The sequence below is a fragment of the Polaromonas sp. P4_H1 genome (assembly GCF_056400945.1).
Genome location: NZ_JBFUKG010000012.1, coordinates 13,479 through 30,037, shown reverse-complemented (window position 1 = coordinate 30,037; position 16,559 = coordinate 13,479). Strand labels below are relative to the sequence as shown.

The following is a 16,559-nucleotide window of genomic DNA, read 5'->3' as shown; positions in this document are numbered from 1 at the left end:
CGGTTCCGCGCGTGCCCTCGCTTCGGCCAGCCGCGATTCGCGGATCGCGGTAATTCCGAATTGCATGGAAAACTAACATGACTTTTTTGTACAAGGGCCCCGCGCAGCGCGGGGCCGTGTGGGCCGGGGAGTTCGCGCGCAGGATGCCGCAGTTGCCGTTCCGGACCTGGCCCGAGATCGGGGACCCGGCGCAAGTGCGCTTCCTTGCGGCCTGGGAGCCTCCGCCGCGCATCGCCGAGGCCCTTCCCAACCTGGAGGTCCTGTTTTCGGTGGGGGCCGGCGTGGACCAGTTCGATTTCGCGGCGCTGCCGGCCGGGCTCACAGTGGTCAGGATGGTGGAGCCGGGCCTGACCGCCTGCATGTGTGAGTACGTCAGCTGGGCCGTGCTGTCGCTGCACCGGGAGATGCCGCTGTACCTGCGGCAGCAAGGCCTCAGCCAATGGCAGCAGCACCCCGTGCAGCCGGCCTCCACGCGGCGCGTGGGCGTGATGGGCATGGGCATGCTGGGGCGCGCGGCGCTCGCGCAGTTGCGGCTGCTCGGCTTTGACTGCGCGGGATGGAATCGCTCGCGTCGCAACGAGCCGGGCGTGCGCTGCTACAGCGGCGAGGCGGAGCTGGACGAGTTCCTGGCCCGCACCGACATCCTGGTATGCCTGCTGCCGCTCACGCCCGAAACACGCGGCATCCTCGGCCGGCGCGTGTTTGACGCGCTGCCGGAAGGCGCTTGCCTGGTCAACGCCGCGCGCGGCGGCCACCTGGTGGAAGCGGACCTGCTCGCCGCACTGGAAAGCAATCGGCTCTCGGCTGCGGTCCTGGACGTCTGCGAGCCGGAGCCGCCTGCGCAGGGCCACCCGTTCTGGGACCATCCGCGCATCTGGCTCACGCCCCACATTGCGAGCGCAACCCAGGCCGGGACCGCGGCCGAAGCGCTGCTGGACAACCTGCGGCGATACGAGGTCGGCCTGCCGCTCGAAGGCGTGGTGGACCGCTCGCGCGGGTACTGAGCCCGCCATCCCGGGCTTGGCCGGGGGGGCGCGGATTGCGTCACCCCCGCACCGGCATCAAGAACCGCAGAATCTTCTACCGTACGCGCGCGAACAACAGCATGGTCGTGCGCGCGCAAGGGGGACAAGCCGCAGCACCCGCTGCGCACTCGCGCCTAAGCTTGTCCCCATGATGTCCACCAAAACCCTTTCACTTAATTCTTCGCTTGTGGCGCTTGACCGCGCGCATTTGATCCACCCTGTGGCCAACTGGCGCGGCCATGAGCAGCGCGGCGCCACGGTGCTGCGCTCTGGCAAGGGCGCCTGGCTGCGCGACGCCGACGGCCGCGAACTGCTCGATGCCTTCGCGGGCCTGTGGTGCGTCAATATCGGCTACGGCCACGAAAGCGTCGTGGAAGCCGCCGCGCGCCAAATGCGCGAGCTGCCCTATGCGACGGGTTATTTCAGCTACGCCAGCGAACCGGCCATCCGCCTGGCCGCCAAGCTCGTGGAAATCGCGCCGCCCGGGCTGGGGCATGTGTACCTGACGCTGGGCGGCTCCGAGGCGATTGATGCGGCCGTGCGCCTCATCGTGCAGTACTACAACGCCACCGGCCGGCCACGCAAAAAGCACTTCATCGCGCTGGAACGCGGCTATCACGGCTCATCCTCCACCGGCGCCGGCCTGACGGCCCTGCCCGCCTTCCACCGCGGATTCGACCTGCCGCGCCCCGAGCAACACTACATTCCCTCGCCTTACCCCTACCGCAATCCCGTGGGCGGTGATCCGCAAGCGGTGATCGCGGCTTCGGTGGCCGCGTTGCGCGAGAAGGTGAACACGCTGGGCGCGGAGAATGTCGCGGCCTTCTTCTGCGAACCGATCCAGGGCTCGGGCGGCGTGATCGTGCCGCCCGCGGGATGGCTCAAGGCCATGCACGAAGCCTGCCGCGAGCTGGACATCCTGTTCGTGGCCGACGAGGTGATCACCGGCTTCGGCCGCACCGGCCCGATGTTCGCCTGCGACGCCGAGGGCGTGTCGCCGGACCTGATGACGGTCGCCAAGGGACTGACCTCCGGCTATGCGCCCCTGGGCGCGCTCCTCATGTCCGAGCGCGTGTACGCCGGCATTGCCGACGGCACGCCGGCCGGTGCCCTGGTGGGCCACGGCGCCACCTACTCCGCGCACCCGGTGAGCGCCGCCGTGGCGCTGGAAGTCATCCGGCTCTACGAAGAGGGCGGCATTCTCGCCAACGGCCAGCGCGTCGCGTCCCACTTCGAGGCGGGATTGCGGTCCATGCTGCGCCATCCGCTGGTGGGCGACGCGCGCTCGCGCGGGCTGCTGGGCGCGCTGGAGCTGGTGAGCGACAAATACACCAAGGCCAGCTTCGACCCCGCGCTGCAACTGCCCGACCGCATCGCCAAAGCAGCTTACGAGAACGGCCTGATCTTCCGCGCTTTCGGCGACAGCATCCTGGGTTTCGCGCCGGCCTTGTGCTTCACGCCCTCGGAGTTCGAGCAGATGTTCGAGCGGCTGAACCGCACCCTGGACACCGTGCTCGACCAGCCCGAAGTGCGGCGCGCCCTGGCTTAACCTGATTGACTTGGGCGTGGAACTTGCTTAAAAGGGGTTAACGATGAATACCTCCACTGGCAACCCCAAGCTTGACCGCCTCGACCTGCGAATCCTGTGCCACCTGCAAAAAAACGGGCGCGCCTCGAACGTCGAGATCGCCGACGCCGTCGGCCTGTCCCCCAGCCCCTGCCTGGTGCGCGTGAAGCGGCTGGAGCAAGCCGGCTATATCGCCGGCTATGGCGCGCAGATCCGGCTGGAGAAGCTGGGCGACACGCTGCTGGTGTTCACCGAGGTCACGCTTCAGGACCACAGGCGCGAGGACTTCGTCAAGTTCGAGATGAGCATCCGCCCGATCGACGAGATCGTGGAGTGCCACCTGGTCAGCGGCGGCTACGATTACCTGCTGAAGTTCGTCACACGCGGTGTGAACCACTACCAGGAGATCATCGAAGGCTTGCTGGAGGCCAACATCGGCATCGAAAAATACTTCAGCTACATCGTGATCAAAACACCGTTCGTCAAGAACTACTACCCGATCGAGCAGCTGATGCAGCCGCACGTTTGAGCGGGGCTTAGAACGTGTTCACGGTCTATTTGGGGCCGCGCAGCTGCCTTTTCGGGAGGGGCTGGTAGGCGCGGCTCGCCGCCAATAGCTGGCTATTGGCAAGAGTCGCAACACCCCAGACTGCCCGAAAAGACAGCTGCCCTTCGGGTTGGGGAGAAATCGGGCGATTTGCCTGCCATCACCCTTGCATGGGCACAAGCCCATGCTGCGGGCGTTGACAGCCAACTCATCCCGATTGCTCCCCAGCGCGGCCCCAAATAGACCGTGAACACGTTCTTAGGGCCGCAGCTTTTGCCGCAGCCCGACCCGATTCGACATTTGCTGCTGCGCCGGCGCCCGTTTCCGGTGCCATCTCCGGTGGGGCTGGCCTACGCTTGCAGCATGAACCCTCCTCCCCGCATCCCGGCGCCTGCCCGCTCGGCCGCAGCGATCCAGCGTGTGCTGCGGCACATCAACGAGAACCTCAACCAGGCGCTGACGCTATCGGAGCTGGCCGATCTCGCCGGGCTCAGCATATGGCGCTTCGCCACCGTATTTCGCCAGCAGGTGGGTGTTGCCCCGCATCGCTACATTTGCCGGCTCCGCCTGGCACGCGCACAAGCCCTGATCCGGCAGGGGATGCCGGTCGCCAGCGCGGCCAGCGAGGCGGGCTTCTATGACCAAAGCCATCTCTCGCGGCACTTCAAGACCGTGTTCGGCATGACGCCCGGGCAGTACTTCATGGCCGCCGGCCAGCCGCGGACGGCATGCTAAGCCGTCCAATGACGGAGGAAATTGCGGACCTGGTGCCCGATCTGGTCGCGCTGCGGCATGACTTGCACGCGCATCCGGAGCTTGCGTTCAAGGAGCATCGGACAGCCGGCATCGTCGCCTCGGCCCTGCGCGACCTGGGGCTGGAGGTGCACGAAGGTATCGGCGGCACGGGTGTTGTCGGCGTGCTCCGCGCCGGCAGCGGACGGAACAGCGTGGGTTTACGCGCCGACATGGATGCCTTGCCCATCAGCGAACAAAGCGGCGTGGCGCACACCAGCACGCAGCCCGGCATTCACCACGGCTGCGGCCATGACGGCCATACCGCGATGCTGCTGGGCGCGGCGCGACAGCTGGTGCGCACACGCGGTTTTGAGGGCACGGTGAATTTTATTTTCCAGCCCGCTGAAGAAGGCCATGGCGGCGCGCGCGCCATGATCAATGACGGGCTGTTTGAGCGTTTCCCGTGTGATGCGGTGTATGCGCTGCATAACTGGCCGGACCTGCCGCTGGGCAGCGCGCAAACCCGGCCCGGCGCCATCATGGCGGCGGCCGACCGGTTTGACATCACGGTTCGCGGGCGAGGCGGCCACGCGGCGCAGCCGCAGCACACACCCGACGCAATACTGGCGGCAAGCTCGCTCGTCACGCAGCTGCACACCATCGTCTCGCGGCGTATAGACCCGGGCCAGTCGGCGGTGCTGTCGGTCACACGCATTGAAGGCGGCCAGTCGCACAATGTGCTGCCGCCCAGCGTGGGCCTGACCGGCACAGTGCGCAGTTTCGACGCCGCCACGCAAGACCGCATCGAGGCCGCGCTGCGGCAGACCGCAGCAGGCGTTGCGATGGCCACCGGCACCGAGATTGAGGTCAAGTACACCCGCTATTACCCGGCCACGATCAACAGCGCGCCTGAGGCCGGTCTGGCGCTGCAGGCCGCCACGGATGCCGGCCTGCAAGCCAGTGTGGCGGCGCACCCGGCCTTCACCTCGGAAGACTTCAGTTTCATGCTGCAGCAGCGCCCCGGCGCCTACCTCTGGCTGGGCCAGGGCAGCGGTGATGAAAGCAGTGTTTCGCTGCACCATCCGCGTTATGACTTTAACGATGCGGCGCTGGGCCTGGGCGTGCGCTGGTTCTGCGCCGTCGCCGAGCTGGCGCTAAAACCTTAAGCCGCAGCCAGTTTCAAGCCTTGCGAGGCGGCCTGATGTGCGCTTTCAGGCGTTGACGGCAGAAGGCCCCAGCCCGATGGGTGCGGGGGCTTTCATGACGATACGGGTGAACAGGCGGTCATAGGCTGTGTCATGCGGGCAGGACCCGGCCAGCGGGTCCCGGTTGGAGCCGAAGGCGGCGTCCAGCTCGTGCCAGTCGGCGGCAGTCAGCGTTTTCTCGGCCGCCGGCAGGATCACGGTTTCTTCGAGCTTCATGTGCTCCAGGTAAAACGCCACATACGCGCGCGCGGCTGTCTCGAACGCCGGCCGGCGCGCCTCGCCCAGCAGCTCCCACGCGATCAACTGGTGCTGCAGCGCACGCACCGCCAGCTCACCGTTCATATGGTCGTGCTCCAGGCGCGCCACCGCCTCCATCGTCTCCGGTGCGCCCCGCACGACCTTGGGAAACAACAAATTCGATTCCTTGGGATGGTGCTGCCGCTCCGGGAACTCATCAACATAAAACAGCATGGCGCGCAGCACGTCGAAAAACGTTTCCGGCGCATCGCCGGGCCCGCGATCCAGCATCATCAGCAGGGATTTGAGTACGGCGGACAAGGCAGCGTGCTCGTCGCGAATAATGCGCAGGGTTGCGTAGGCCATGATCGTCTTTCCCAGGACAAACTCAGTGAAGCCCAGCATCCCACCGCTCAGGAGGGCGCGTCTTGATTCACATCAAACAGTCGCGTCAAAGAAGGCGAGTGCCTCCCGGGTGGCCTGCTGTGGGTCAGCCGCCTGCGTGACGGCGCTGACCACCGCCACGCCATCCACCCCGCAGGCCAGCACACCGGGCAAGCGTGCCAGCGAAATGCCGCCGATCGCCACCACGGGATAAGGTGCGGCCCGCAGCGCCCAGTCTTTCAGGCGCTCCAGGCCCACCGGCTCATAGGGCATGACCTTGAGCAGGGTCGGGTAGACCGGGCCAATCGCCAGGTAGGAGGGCTGCACCGCATGGGCACGCGCCAACTCGGCCGGCGTGTGCGTGCTCAGGCCCAGGCGCACACCCGCGTTACGCAAAGCATTGAGGTCCGCCTCGGCCATGCTCAGGTCTTCCTGGCCCAGGTGCACGCCATAGGCGCCGGCCTGCAGCGCCAGCCGCCAGTGGTCGTTGATGAAGACCTGCGCGCCCGGCACGGCGCGCCCGGCTTCGACCGCCGCGCGAACCTCGCGCTCAATCTCGGCCGGTGTGTGGTCCGCTGCCTTGATGCGCAGCTGGATGGTGCGCACACCCCAGCCCAGCAGGCGCTGCACCCAGGCGGCATCGGGTACTACCGGGTAAAAGCCGATGGGACCGGTGAGCGGAGCAAAGGCAGAAGTAGTCATGATTTGGTGTTACTCACAATCAAAATCAGAAGTCAGGAGCCGGATGGTTTTTCTCCTTCACCCTTTGGGGGAAGGTTGGGATGGGGGCACGCGCGGCAAGATGCCCCAACCGATGGAAAACGGACTCCCCCCGAGAAACAAAGCCGACGGGCCGCTTGTTTGAAAGAGATGCCGGTGCACAGAGCCCCCATCCCTGCCTTCCCCCAGCGGGGGAAGGAGCAAGACCGACAGGCATCAGAGCGCATGCCAGAACGGCACACCGACAGTCGAGGTGGAGGCCTGCGCCGCAGCGCGCTCGGGCATGGGCGTCGACTCATACGCGGCGCGGCCGGCGGCCACACCATCGGCAAACGCGCGCGCCATGCGCACCGGGTCACCGGCCTGCGCCACCGCGGTGTTGAGCAGCACCGCGTCAAAGCCCAGTTCCATCACCTGCGCGGCATGCGAGGGCCGGCCCAGCCCGGCGTCCACCACCAGCACCGCATCGGGCAGGCGGCGGCGCATCGTTTCCAGCGCATAGGGGTTCAGCGGCCCGCGGCCGGTGCCAATCGGTGCGGCCCAGGGCATCACCGCCGCGCAGCCGGCGTCGCGCAGGCGCTGGGCAATCACCAGGTCATCGGTGGTGTAGGCAAACACCGCAAAGCCTTCGCGCGCCAGCACGCTGGCCGCATGCAGGGTGGCCTGCGTGTCGGGCTGCAGCGTGTAGTCGTCGCCTATGACCTCCAGCTTGATCCACGGAGTGCCGAAAATCTCGCGAGCCATCTGCGCCAGCGTGATGGCTTCCTCGGCGCTGTGGCAGCCCGCCGTGTTGGGCAGCATGTGGCAGCCCAGCGCCTGGATGCGCTGCCAGAAGCTGTTGCCGCCACCGCTCTCGGGTTGCAGCCGGCGCAACCCCACGGTCAGCACCTCGGTGCCGGAGGCCGCCACGGCCTCGCTCAGGACCTGCGGCGACGGGTAATGCGAGGTGCCGAGGAAGAACCGGCTGGACAGCGTGACGCCGGCGACGGTCCAGGGGCTGCCGTGCGCAATAGCGGATGGGGTTGTCTTCATGTCAGTTACTCCATCGATGCGGTTCCATACCAGCAGACACCGCGGAACTGGCTTTGCCAGGCCGCAGGTGTCGCCCCCTGCAAGGGGGGAAGGTGCTACACGCAGTGAGCATCCGGCGGGGGTGTTCCATCTAGCCTCCAGCTATCGGAGTGATCACGTCAATGCGGTCACCGTTTTGCAAGGCGCGTTCGGGCCACTGCGGCCGCGGTACAAAGGCGTTGTTGATTGCACAGGCAAAAGCGCCCTGCAACTGGTAGCCCTGCGCCAGCAGCAGCGCCTGCAGTGTGGGCGCCTCGGTGGCCACGCGTTTGCCATTGAGTGAAATTTCAAGAGCGTTCATCACCGTCATGCCGGGCTCTCCAGAAGTTGATGGACCAGTTCCTCCACCAGCGCAGGCGCACACAGATAGCCATGCCGGTACAGGCCGTTGATATGCCAGACACCGTCGCGCAAGGCCACCGCCGGGCGATGGTCGTCCAGCGCCGGCCGCAATGCCGCCGCCAGCCGCACCACACGTGCCTCGCCAAAGGCCGGGTGCAGGCTGTGCAGGGCGCTGCCCAACTCCAGCATGGAGCGCAAGGTCATGGCGCCGGTGTCTTCCGACTCCAGCTCGGTTGCGCCCACCACAAAAAGGTGATCGGGGCGCGGTGCCACATAAAGCTGGTAGCGCGGATGCATCAGGCGCACCGGGCGCTGCAGCGTCACGCCCGGGCATTCCACCGTGAGCACTTCGCCACGCACGCCGCGCAATTGCGGCCATGCCGCCTGGCTGCCCACCCCGCGGGCATCCACCGCCACATCGACGGTGTAGTTGGCGCCGGCGCAGCTGATGAGATGCGGCGTCAGGCGGTCCACCCGCTGCCCTTCATGCCAGCGGCAGCCCAGCGCATCGATCTGCGCCGCCAGTGCCGCCATCAGCTGGTCATTGGCCAGCTGGCCTTCGCTTTCCAGAAAGAGGCCGCCGCCAAAACGCCCGGCCAGCGCCGGCTCATACCGCGCGAGCGACGCGCTGTCGAGCGTGTGCACCTGCGCACGGCAGGCCTCGGGCAGCTTGTGGTGCAGCAGGCGCGTGAAGTGTTCCAGCGAGGCCTGGTCGGGGGCGTGCGCCACCACCAACGTGCCCTGCTGGCGGAAATACACCGGCGGTGCGCCCGTGGCCGCCAGCTCCGCGATCCAGCTCGGCCACAGCTGCATGGACCGCTGGCCCAGCGCAAACACCACCTCATCCGACACCGCCAGCTCGGCCAGCGGTGAGAGCATGGCCGCCGCCGTCATGGACGCGGTGGCCTGGTCATCGCGCAGGCGCGCGTCGAACAGGCTCACGCGGCAGCCGGCGCGCAGCAGGCGCCAGGCCAGCGTGCGGCCGGCCAGACCAGCGCCTGCGATGCCGATATGGGGAGTTTTCATGATGGTGTTTTCAGCCTTTCTGCCTCACTCCCTCACCTTAATCCTCTCCAGAAGAAGAGGAAAGGAGAGGGAACAAGTCCGGGACACTGCATCAGGAATAAATCTCGCTGCCACCTTCACGGAATTCTTTCGCCTTTTCCTCGAACCCGCTGTCGATCTGCTTGATCGCAATCACGCCCGGCGCGGCCAGCGTGGTGGTGGCCGGGTTGAGCCTTGCAAACTCACGCACTTCCTGCGAGATCTTCATCGAGCAGAACTTCGGACCGCACATCGAGCAGAAATGCGCCACCTTGGCGTTTTCCTTCGGCAGGGTTTCGTCGTGGTAGGCCATGGCCGTGTCGGGGTCGATCGCCAGGCGGAACTGGTCTTCCCAGCGGAACTCGAAGCGTGCCTTGGACACTGCGTTGTCCCACATCTGCGCGCCCGGGTAGCCCTTGGCCAAGTCGCCCGCATGGGCGGCGATCTTGTAGGCAATCAGGCCCTGCTTCACGTCGTCGCGGTTTGGCAAACCGAGGTGCTCTTTCGGCGTCACATAGCACAGCATGGCCGTGCCATACCAGCCGATGTTGGCCGCACCCATCGCAGAAGAAATGTGGTCGTAGCCGGGCGAGATGTCGGTGATCAGCGGGCCCAGCGTGTAGAACGGCGCCTCGAAACAGGCCTCGAGCTGCTTGTCGACGTTTTCCTTCACCAGCTGCAGCGGCACATGGCCAGGGCCTTCGATCATCACCTGCACGTCGTGCTTCCAGGCGATCTGCGTGAGTTCGCCCAGCGTGTGCAGCTCGGCAAATTGCGCTTCGTCGTTGGCATCGGCAATCGAGCCCGGGCGCAGGCCGTCGCCCAGCGAGAAGCACACGTCATACGCCTTCATGATCTCGCAGATCTCGTCGAAGCGCTCGTACAAAAAGCTTTCCTTGTGGTGCGACAAACACCACTTGGCCATGATGGAGCCGCCGCGCGAGACGATGCCCGTCAGGCGGTTGGCGGTCAGCGGCACATAAGCCAGGCGCACACCGGCGTGGATGGTGAAGTAGTCCACGCCCTGCTCGGCCTGCTCGATCAGCGTGTCGCGGAAGATTTCCCAGGTCAGGTCTTCGGCCTTGCCGTTGACTTTCTCCAGCGCCTGGTAAATCGGCACCGTGCCGATCGGCACCGGCGAGTTGCGCAGAATCCATTCGCGCGTCTCGTGGATGTTCTCGCCGGTTGACAGGTCCATCACGGTGTCGGCGCCCCAGCGAATCGACCAGACCAGCTTGTCTACTTCCTCTTCAATGCTCGAGGTCACGGCCGAGTTGCCGATGTTGGCATTGACCTTGATCAGGAAGTTGCGGCCGATGATCATCGGCTCGCTCTCGGGGTGGTTGATGTTGTTGGGAATCACGGCGCGGCCGCGCGCCACTTCATCGCGCACAAATTCAGCGGTGATCTCTTTCGGAATCGACGCATTGAAGGAATGACCCGCCTTGGGCATGCGCTCGGTGGCCAGGCGTTCGGCCAGCTGGGCGCGCACCAGGTTTTCGCGCACTGCGATGTATTCCATCTCCGGCGTGATGATGCCCTTGCGCGCGTAATGCATTTGCGAGACGTTGGCGCCGGCCTTGGCGCGGCGCGGCACGGGCGCATGCGCCATGCGCAGTGCGGCCAGCGCCGGGTCGTTCAGGCGCTCGCGGCCATAGGCGCTGCTGATGCCGGGCAGCGCTTCGGTGTCGGCGCGCTCGTTGATCCAGGCGCCGCGCAAGGGCGGCAAGCCGCGCGTGATGTCGATCGGCGACGCCGGGTCGGTGTAGACGCCCGAGGCGTCATACAGGCGCAGCGGCGGGTTGGCTTCGCGGCGCGGCTCGCCCGCCCCCTCGTGCACCATCGTGTCGGTCAGCGTGACCTCGCGAAACGGCACGCGGATGTCGGGGCGTGAACCCTCGATATAGATTTTGGCGGAACCGGGAAAAGGCGCGCGCGTGATACGGCTTGCGAGGTCGTTGGTGTCAACGGTGAGGCGGGTTTTGGCCATGGCTTTTGCTCCAGAAAGTCCAGAAGGTGGGGTGCCTGCCTGGGGAGCCGGGAGTTCCGCTGGGGAGTGCCGGAGCCAAGTGCCTTGTTCCCTACGCGGGCATGATCCCGATCAGGTTCGGCGGGTCTCGCATCTGCGATCTCAGCCTCAGATGAATCATCTTTGGCACCCCGACAAGCTTCGGCCATTGTAAGCACGGCGGCGAAATCCGGCAAGCGGCCGGGGTTACTACCGAATTGATAGCTGACAACGCCCGCACCTTGTGGGCTAAGGCAGGTTTTCCCTGAAAATCACCTGGCTGCGCACGGCATCCACGCCACTCATCACGTCGCGCTTGTCGCGCAGGTTGGTGAACATGCGCACACAGCTCATCATGGCGGACTGCGGGCTTTGCGTGATCACCGCGTCCATGCTGCCGTCGATCAGCATGGCGCGCGTGTCCGGCGTCAGGCCATGGCCGATGAACACCACCTTGTGCTCGCGCCCCATCTCTTTCAGCGCGCGCGCCACGCCGTCGGAGGCGCCGCCGATGTTGTAGATGCCCGCCAGGTCCGGGTACTGTTCCAGCAGCGTACGGGTTTGCTCGTAGTTCTTCTGCGCGTCGTCCTGCCCTTCGCGCAGGCCCACCACCTGCAGCGCCGGAAACATCTCTTCGATCACGTGCAGGAAACCGGCCTCGCGCTCTTCATGGGCGCGGTAGCTCAGCGAGCCGGCGATCAGCGCCACCTTGCCGCCGCGCGCGCCGGGGGCTATGAAGCGCCCGACCAGGTAGCCCGCCGTGCGGCCGGCGGCGCGGTTGTCCAGCCCGACGTAACCGGCGCGCCGCGAGCCCGACAGATCCGAGATCAGCGTGATGGTGGGCACGCCCCTGTCGGCCAACTCGCTGACGGCCTCGCGCACCGCCGGGTGCTCCAGCGCCATGAAGGCGATGCCGTCGCTGCGCTGCCCGTGCTTGAGCAGGCTGGCAGCCAGCTGCTGCGGGTTGAAACTTTCAAACAGCTCGGTGCGGCACTTCACGTTGAAGGGCGTGAGGTGCTCCTGCGAATAGCCCACGGTGTCCCCCAGCATGCGGATGAAGCGGTTGCTGCCGTCGGGCAGCAGAAACGTCAGCCGCATGGGCGCCGCCGCCAGTGCCGCGTAAAGGCCTGTTTCCGGCAGGTAATCCAGTTCCGCGGCCACCTTCAGCACCTTCTGCGCAGTAGCATCACGCACACCGGGCCGCCGGTTCAGCACGCGGTCCACCGTGGCGGTAGACACCTTGGCGGCCCGCGCAATATCGGCCACACGCGCCCGCTGTGGCTGGTCCTGTGGCCGGTCTTCCGTCTCGTCAGGGATAACCCTCATACATCAAAATCCATCATTTTTCTTGTTTGACGCTTCACCACTCAACGCCTATCGTTGCGTGGCTTTCACCCGATGATGCATCAAAACGCATCAAAACAAAACTGGAGACAACCATGACCGAAGTCACCCGCCGCAGCGTCCTGCGCACCCTGTCCGCCGTTCCGGCCGCCGGCATCGCCGCCGCCCTGCCTTCCATGGCGCGCGCCGCCGAGTTCTCCTACAAATACGGCAACAACCTGCCGGTGACCCATCCGCTGAACATTCGCGCCCAGCAGGCCGCCGACCGCATCCTGAAGGAAAGCAACGGCCGGGTCGAGATCAAGATCTTCCCGAACAACCAGCTCGGCGGCGACACCGACATGCTGGCGCAGGTACGTTCCGGCGGCATCGAGTTCTTCACCCCCTCGGCGCTGGTCATCGCCACGCTGGTGCCGGTGGCCGCCATCAATGCGGTTGGTTTTGCGTTCTCCGACTACAACCAGGTCTGGGGCGCGATGGACGGCAAGCTGGGCGCGCATGTGCGCGAGGCCATCAGCAAGTCGCGCCTCTATGCGTTTGAAAAAATGTGGGACAACGGTTTTCGCCAAACCACCAGCAGCAAGGCCCCGGTCACCAGCGCGAAAGACATGGACGGCCTGAAGATCCGCGTGCCGGTCAGCCCGCTGTCGATCTCGATGTTCAAGGGCCTGGGCGCCGCGCCGGCCAGCCTGCAGTTCAGCGAGGTGTATTCCTCGCTGCAGACCAAGATCGTCGACGCGCAGGAAAACCCGCTGCCCATCATCCAGGTCGCCAAGCTGTACGAAGTGCAGAGGTTCTGCTCCATGACCAACCACATCTGGGACGGCTACTGGTTCATCGCCAACGGCCGCGCCTGGGAAAAACTGCCCGCCGACCTGAAAACCATCGTGGCGCGCGCCATCAATGAGGCCGGCCTGCAGCAACGCGATGACATCAAGAAGCTCAACGAAACCGTCGCCGCCGACCTGCAGTCCAAGGGCCTGGCCATCAACCGCCCGGCCTCCGACACCTTCCGGGCCAAACTGCGCGAAGCCGGGTTCTATGGCGAATGGAAAGGCCGCTTCGGCGACGAGGCCTGGGGTCTGCTGGAGCAGTCTGTCGGCAAGCTGGCGTAAATTTTTCCCCTCTTGCTCCCTCTCCCACTGGGAGAGGGCAGGGGTGAGGGCCTGCGGCGGTTGATCCGCCACCAGCAGCCACAGCCGAGAGCCCCCATCCCAACCTTCCCCCAGCGGTGGAAGGAGCAAGGCAAGCAGCCCCACTTTCACATCAGCGCCACTATTTTTAATCCGGAGTTCCTTCATGTCCCACGCCCCTTCCCCCGTCGCCTCCGACACCTTCCGGGCCAAACTGTGCAAAGCCGGGTTCTATGGTGGATGGAAAGGCCGCTTTTCCCCCTCTTGCTCCCTCTCCCACTGGGAGAGGGCGGGGGTGAGGGCCTGCGGCGGTTGATCAAGCAAGTCCCCGCCCCCAGCGAAGAAGCCCTCATCCCCACCTTCTCCCAGAGGGAGAAGGAGCAAGACAAGCCGCCCACTACTTTCACTTCAGCGCCATTATTCTTAATTCGGAGCTCCCCTCATGCCCCACGCCCCTTCTCCCGTCGCCTCCAACACCTTCCGGGCCAAACTGCGCGAAGCCGGGTTCTATGGTGAATGGAAAGGCCGCTTTTCCCCCTCTTGCTCCCTCTCCCACTGGGAGAGGGCAGGGGTGAGGGCCGGCGGCGGTTGATTCACCACCAGCTGCCACAGCCAGGAGAGCCCCCATCCCAACCTTCCCCCAGCGGGGGAAGGAGCAAGACAAGCAGGCCCACCGCCCACTTTCCACTTCAGCGTAATTTTTTAATCCGGAGCTCCCCTCATGTCCCACGCCCCCTCTCCCGTCGCCGCCGATGCCCTGCCAGCCAATGCGCTGAGCGGCCTGGCCCATGGCGTGGACCGGGGCCTGGGCGCGGTAGTCGAAACCGTCGCAGCCGGGCTGGTGCTGGCCGAGATCATCGTGCTGTTCGCTGGCGTGGTCTCGCGTTATGTCTTTCACCAGCCGCTGGTCTGGTCGGACGAGCTCGCCTCCATCATGTTCCTGTGGTTGTCCATGCTGGGCGCCGTCGTCGCGCTGCGCCGCGGCGAGCACATGCGCATGACGGCGCTGGTCAACCACGTCCAGCCGCACACCCGTGCGCTGCTCGACACCGTGGCCATCACCGCCTCGCTCGCGTTTTTGCTGCTGGTGCTGTTTCCGGCCGGTGAATATGCGTATGAAGAAACCTTCATCGTCACGCCGGCACTGGAGATCAGCAACGGCTGGCGCGCCTCGGCGATTCCGGTGGGCATGGGGCTGATGATTGTCGTGGCCCTGCTGCGGCTGCTGCGCATCAGCAGCTTCCAGCAGATTGCCCTCGCGCTGGCCGGCACGGCCGCCGTGGTGCTGGCCTTCTGGCTGGCGCAACCCCTGCTCGCGCCGCTGGGCAAGATCAACCTGGTCATCTTCTTCGTGCTGCTGGTGGCGGCCAATGTGTTCTCCGGCGTGCCAATTGCCTTTTCGTTTGCGCTCGCCACCTTCGGCTACCTGGCGCTCACCACCCAAACCCCGTTGCTGGTCATGGTGGGCCGGCTCGACGAAGGCATGTCCCACCTCATCCTGCTGGCCGTGCCGCTGTTTATCTTCCTCGGCGCGCTGATCGAAATGACCGGCATGGCCAGGGCCATGATCCAGTTCCTGGCCAGCCTGCTGGGCCATGTGCGCGGCGGCCTCAGCTATGTGCTGATCGGCGCGATGTACCTGGTGTCGGGCATTTCGGGCTCCAAGATCGCCGACATGGCCGCGATTGCGCCGGTGCTGTTTCCCGAGATGAAAAAGCGCGGCGCCAAACCGGGTGACCTGGTGGCGCTGCTGTCGGCCACCGGCGCGCAGACGGAAACCATTCCGCCATCGATTGTGCTGATCACGATCGGCTCGGTCACCGGCGTGTCGATTGCGGCACTGTTCACGGGCGGCCTGCTGCCTGCCGTGGTGCTGGGTGCGGCGTTGTGCGCCGTCGTCTGGTGGCGCTACCGTGGTGAAGACCTGAGCGGCGTCACGCGCTACGGCAAACGCGAAATCGGCAAGCTGCTGCTGATCGCCCTGCCCGCGATTGTGTTGCCCTTTGTGATTCGCGCGGCCGTCGTGGAAGGTGTGGCCACGGCCACCGAGGTCTCCACCATCGGCATCGTCTACTCGGTGCTGGCCGGCTTGCTGCTGTACCGCCAGTTCGCGTGGCGCCGCCTCCTGCCCATGCTGGTCGAGACCGCCTCGCTGACCGGCGCCATCATCTTCATCGTCGGCTGCGCCACCGCCATGGCCTGGGGCCTCACGCAGTCGGGCTTCTCGCAGGACCTGGCCCGCATCATGGGCAGTCTGCCCGGCGGTGCCTATGGCTTTCTGGCGGTGTCCATCGTGGCCTTCATCGTGCTGGGCAGCGTGCTGGAGGGCATCCCCGCCATCGTGCTGTTTGGCCCGCTGCTGTTTCCCATCGCCAAGGCGGCCGGCGTGCATGAAGTGCACTACGCCATGGTCGTGATCTTCGCCATGGGCATCGGCCTCTTCGCGCCGCCGTTCGGCGTCGGCTACTACGGCGCCTGCGCGGTCAGCAAGGTCGATCCGGACGACGGCATCCAGCACATCTGGGCTTACTTCGGTGCCCTGCTGGTCGGCCTGATCGTGGTTGCGGCCATTCCCTGGTTCTCCACCGGCTTCCTCAAAACCTGAATCCGGCACCAAAACTTCCCACCTCCCCCTTTCACTGGAGCGACAACACATGAGCAAATTTTTTGGCGAGATCCGCCAGCTGGGCTACGTCGTGCACGACATCGAAGCCGCCATGGACTACTGGAGCAAGACCCTGGGCGTCGGCCCCTGGTTTTACAACCCCAAGGTGCCGATCAAAAACTACAGCTACAAGGGTGAATCGCACGAGCCGCATAACTCGGTGGCGCTGGCCAACTCGGGTTTTGTGCAGGTCGAGCTGATCCAGACCCGCAACGACGTGCCCTCGATGTACCGCGACTTCCTGCAGGCCGGCCGCACCGGGCTGCAGCACGTGGCCTACTGGACCAGCGACTACGACGCCGACCTGGCACGCCTGCTGAAGGAAGGCTTCCAGCCGGTGATGAGCGGCGAAGTCGGCGAGAAAGGCCGCTTCATTTACTTCGACACCGAATACCACCCCGGCACCGTCATCGAGCTGTCCGAAGTGGCCGGCCCCAAGGGCAGGATGTTCGACCTGATCCGTGCCTCGTCCGAGGGCTGGGATGGCCGCGAGCCGGTGCGCCCCTTTCCCGACCTGAGCAAACTCTGAAGC

Annotated in this window: 15 protein-coding genes and 1 riboswitch; of the genes, 8 read left to right on the top strand and 7 right to left on the bottom strand. The window is 65.6% G+C overall.

Annotated elements, in window-relative coordinates; genetic code table 11:
* Positions 1-77 precede the first annotated feature (77 nt).
* The 5 genes from AC1DS5_RS16170 (at position 78) to AC1DS5_RS16150 (ending at position 5,040) form a co-directional block, all read left to right on the top strand.
* Positions 78-1,004 carry a 2-hydroxyacid dehydrogenase gene (locus AC1DS5_RS16170; protein ID WP_477719268.1) on the top strand — a complete coding sequence of 309 codons (927 nt, stop codon included), beginning with the start codon at positions 78-80 and terminating at the stop codon, positions 1,002-1,004.
* Between the two features lie 169 nt (positions 1,005-1,173).
* The gene (locus AC1DS5_RS16165; protein WP_477719267.1) at positions 1,174-2,574 is read left to right on the top strand and encodes an aminotransferase class III-fold pyridoxal phosphate-dependent enzyme; all 1,401 of its coding nucleotides are present in this window, start codon (positions 1,174-1,176) and stop codon (positions 2,572-2,574) included.
* A gap of 43 nt (positions 2,575-2,617) precedes the next feature.
* On the top strand, positions 2,618-3,121 hold the full coding sequence (locus AC1DS5_RS16160) for an Lrp/AsnC family transcriptional regulator (protein WP_477719266.1): 504 nt from the start codon (positions 2,618-2,620) through the stop codon (positions 3,119-3,121).
* A gap of 264 nt (positions 3,122-3,385) precedes the next feature.
* The gene (locus AC1DS5_RS16155) at positions 3,386-3,874 is read left to right on the top strand and encodes a helix-turn-helix domain-containing protein (protein WP_477719265.1); all 489 of its coding nucleotides are present in this window, start codon (positions 3,386-3,388) and stop codon (positions 3,872-3,874) included.
* Positions 3,868-5,040, top strand: a complete 1,173-nt coding sequence (locus AC1DS5_RS16150) for a M20 aminoacylase family protein (RefSeq protein ID WP_477719264.1) — start codon at positions 3,868-3,870, stop codon at positions 5,038-5,040. Before AC1DS5_RS16155 ends, AC1DS5_RS16150 begins: the two co-directional genes overlap by 7 nt.
* Before the next feature lie 45 nt (positions 5,041-5,085).
* Here AC1DS5_RS16150 and AC1DS5_RS16145 read toward each other — a convergent pair whose 3' ends face one another.
* From AC1DS5_RS16145 to AC1DS5_RS16115, 7 genes are all read right to left on the bottom strand, one after another.
* Complete coding sequence (locus AC1DS5_RS16145) at positions 5,086-5,682, bottom strand: hemerythrin domain-containing protein (RefSeq protein WP_477719263.1); 597 nt, start codon at positions 5,680-5,682, stop codon at positions 5,086-5,088.
* A 72-nt stretch (positions 5,683-5,754) separates the two neighbouring features.
* Positions 5,755-6,402 carry a thiamine phosphate synthase gene (gene thiE / locus AC1DS5_RS16140; protein WP_477719262.1) on the bottom strand — a complete coding sequence of 216 codons (648 nt, stop codon included), beginning with the start codon at positions 6,400-6,402 and terminating at the stop codon, positions 5,755-5,757.
* A 234-nt stretch (positions 6,403-6,636) separates the two neighbouring features.
* A complete protein-coding gene (locus AC1DS5_RS16135; RefSeq protein ID WP_477719261.1) occupies positions 6,637-7,452 on the bottom strand; it encodes a thiazole synthase in 816 nt (271 codons plus the stop codon).
* Positions 7,453-7,582: 130 nt separating this feature from the next.
* Positions 7,583-7,801 carry a sulfur carrier protein ThiS gene (thiS, locus tag AC1DS5_RS16130; RefSeq protein WP_477719260.1) on the bottom strand — a complete coding sequence of 73 codons (219 nt, stop codon included), beginning with the start codon at positions 7,799-7,801 and terminating at the stop codon, positions 7,583-7,585.
* On the bottom strand, positions 7,798-8,859 hold the full coding sequence (thiO, locus tag AC1DS5_RS16125; protein WP_477719259.1) for a glycine oxidase ThiO: 1,062 nt from the start codon (positions 8,857-8,859) through the stop codon (positions 7,798-7,800). The genes thiS and thiO overlap by 4 nt, the downstream gene beginning before the upstream one ends.
* Before the next feature lie 91 nt (positions 8,860-8,950).
* Positions 8,951-10,867, bottom strand: coding sequence for a phosphomethylpyrimidine synthase ThiC (gene thiC / locus AC1DS5_RS16120; RefSeq protein WP_477719258.1), 1,917 nt, complete (start codon positions 10,865-10,867; stop codon positions 8,951-8,953).
* A 71-nt stretch (positions 10,868-10,938) separates the two neighbouring features.
* Positions 10,939-11,050: riboswitch (TPP riboswitch) on the bottom strand.
* 84 nt (positions 11,051-11,134) lie between these two features.
* Positions 11,135-12,211, bottom strand: a complete 1,077-nt coding sequence (locus AC1DS5_RS16115) for a LacI family DNA-binding transcriptional regulator (protein ID WP_477719257.1) — start codon at positions 12,209-12,211, stop codon at positions 11,135-11,137.
* Between the two features lie 113 nt (positions 12,212-12,324).
* Here AC1DS5_RS16115 and AC1DS5_RS16110 point away from each other — a divergent pair, with 113 nt between their 5' ends.
* The 3 genes from AC1DS5_RS16110 to AC1DS5_RS16100 all read left to right on the top strand — a co-directional run bounded on the left by AC1DS5_RS16110 (position 12,325) and on the right by AC1DS5_RS16100 (position 16,556).
* Complete coding sequence (locus tag AC1DS5_RS16110) at positions 12,325-13,344, top strand: TRAP transporter substrate-binding protein (protein WP_477719256.1); 1,020 nt, start codon at positions 12,325-12,327, stop codon at positions 13,342-13,344.
* Between the two features lie 739 nt (positions 13,345-14,083).
* Complete coding sequence (locus tag AC1DS5_RS16105) at positions 14,084-15,967, top strand: TRAP transporter large permease (RefSeq protein WP_477719255.1); 1,884 nt, start codon at positions 14,084-14,086, stop codon at positions 15,965-15,967.
* Positions 15,968-16,016: 49 nt separating this feature from the next.
* Positions 16,017-16,556, top strand: coding sequence for a VOC family protein (locus AC1DS5_RS16100; protein WP_477719254.1), 540 nt, complete (start codon positions 16,017-16,019; stop codon positions 16,554-16,556).
* The last annotated feature ends 3 nt before the right edge of the window (positions 16,557-16,559 follow it).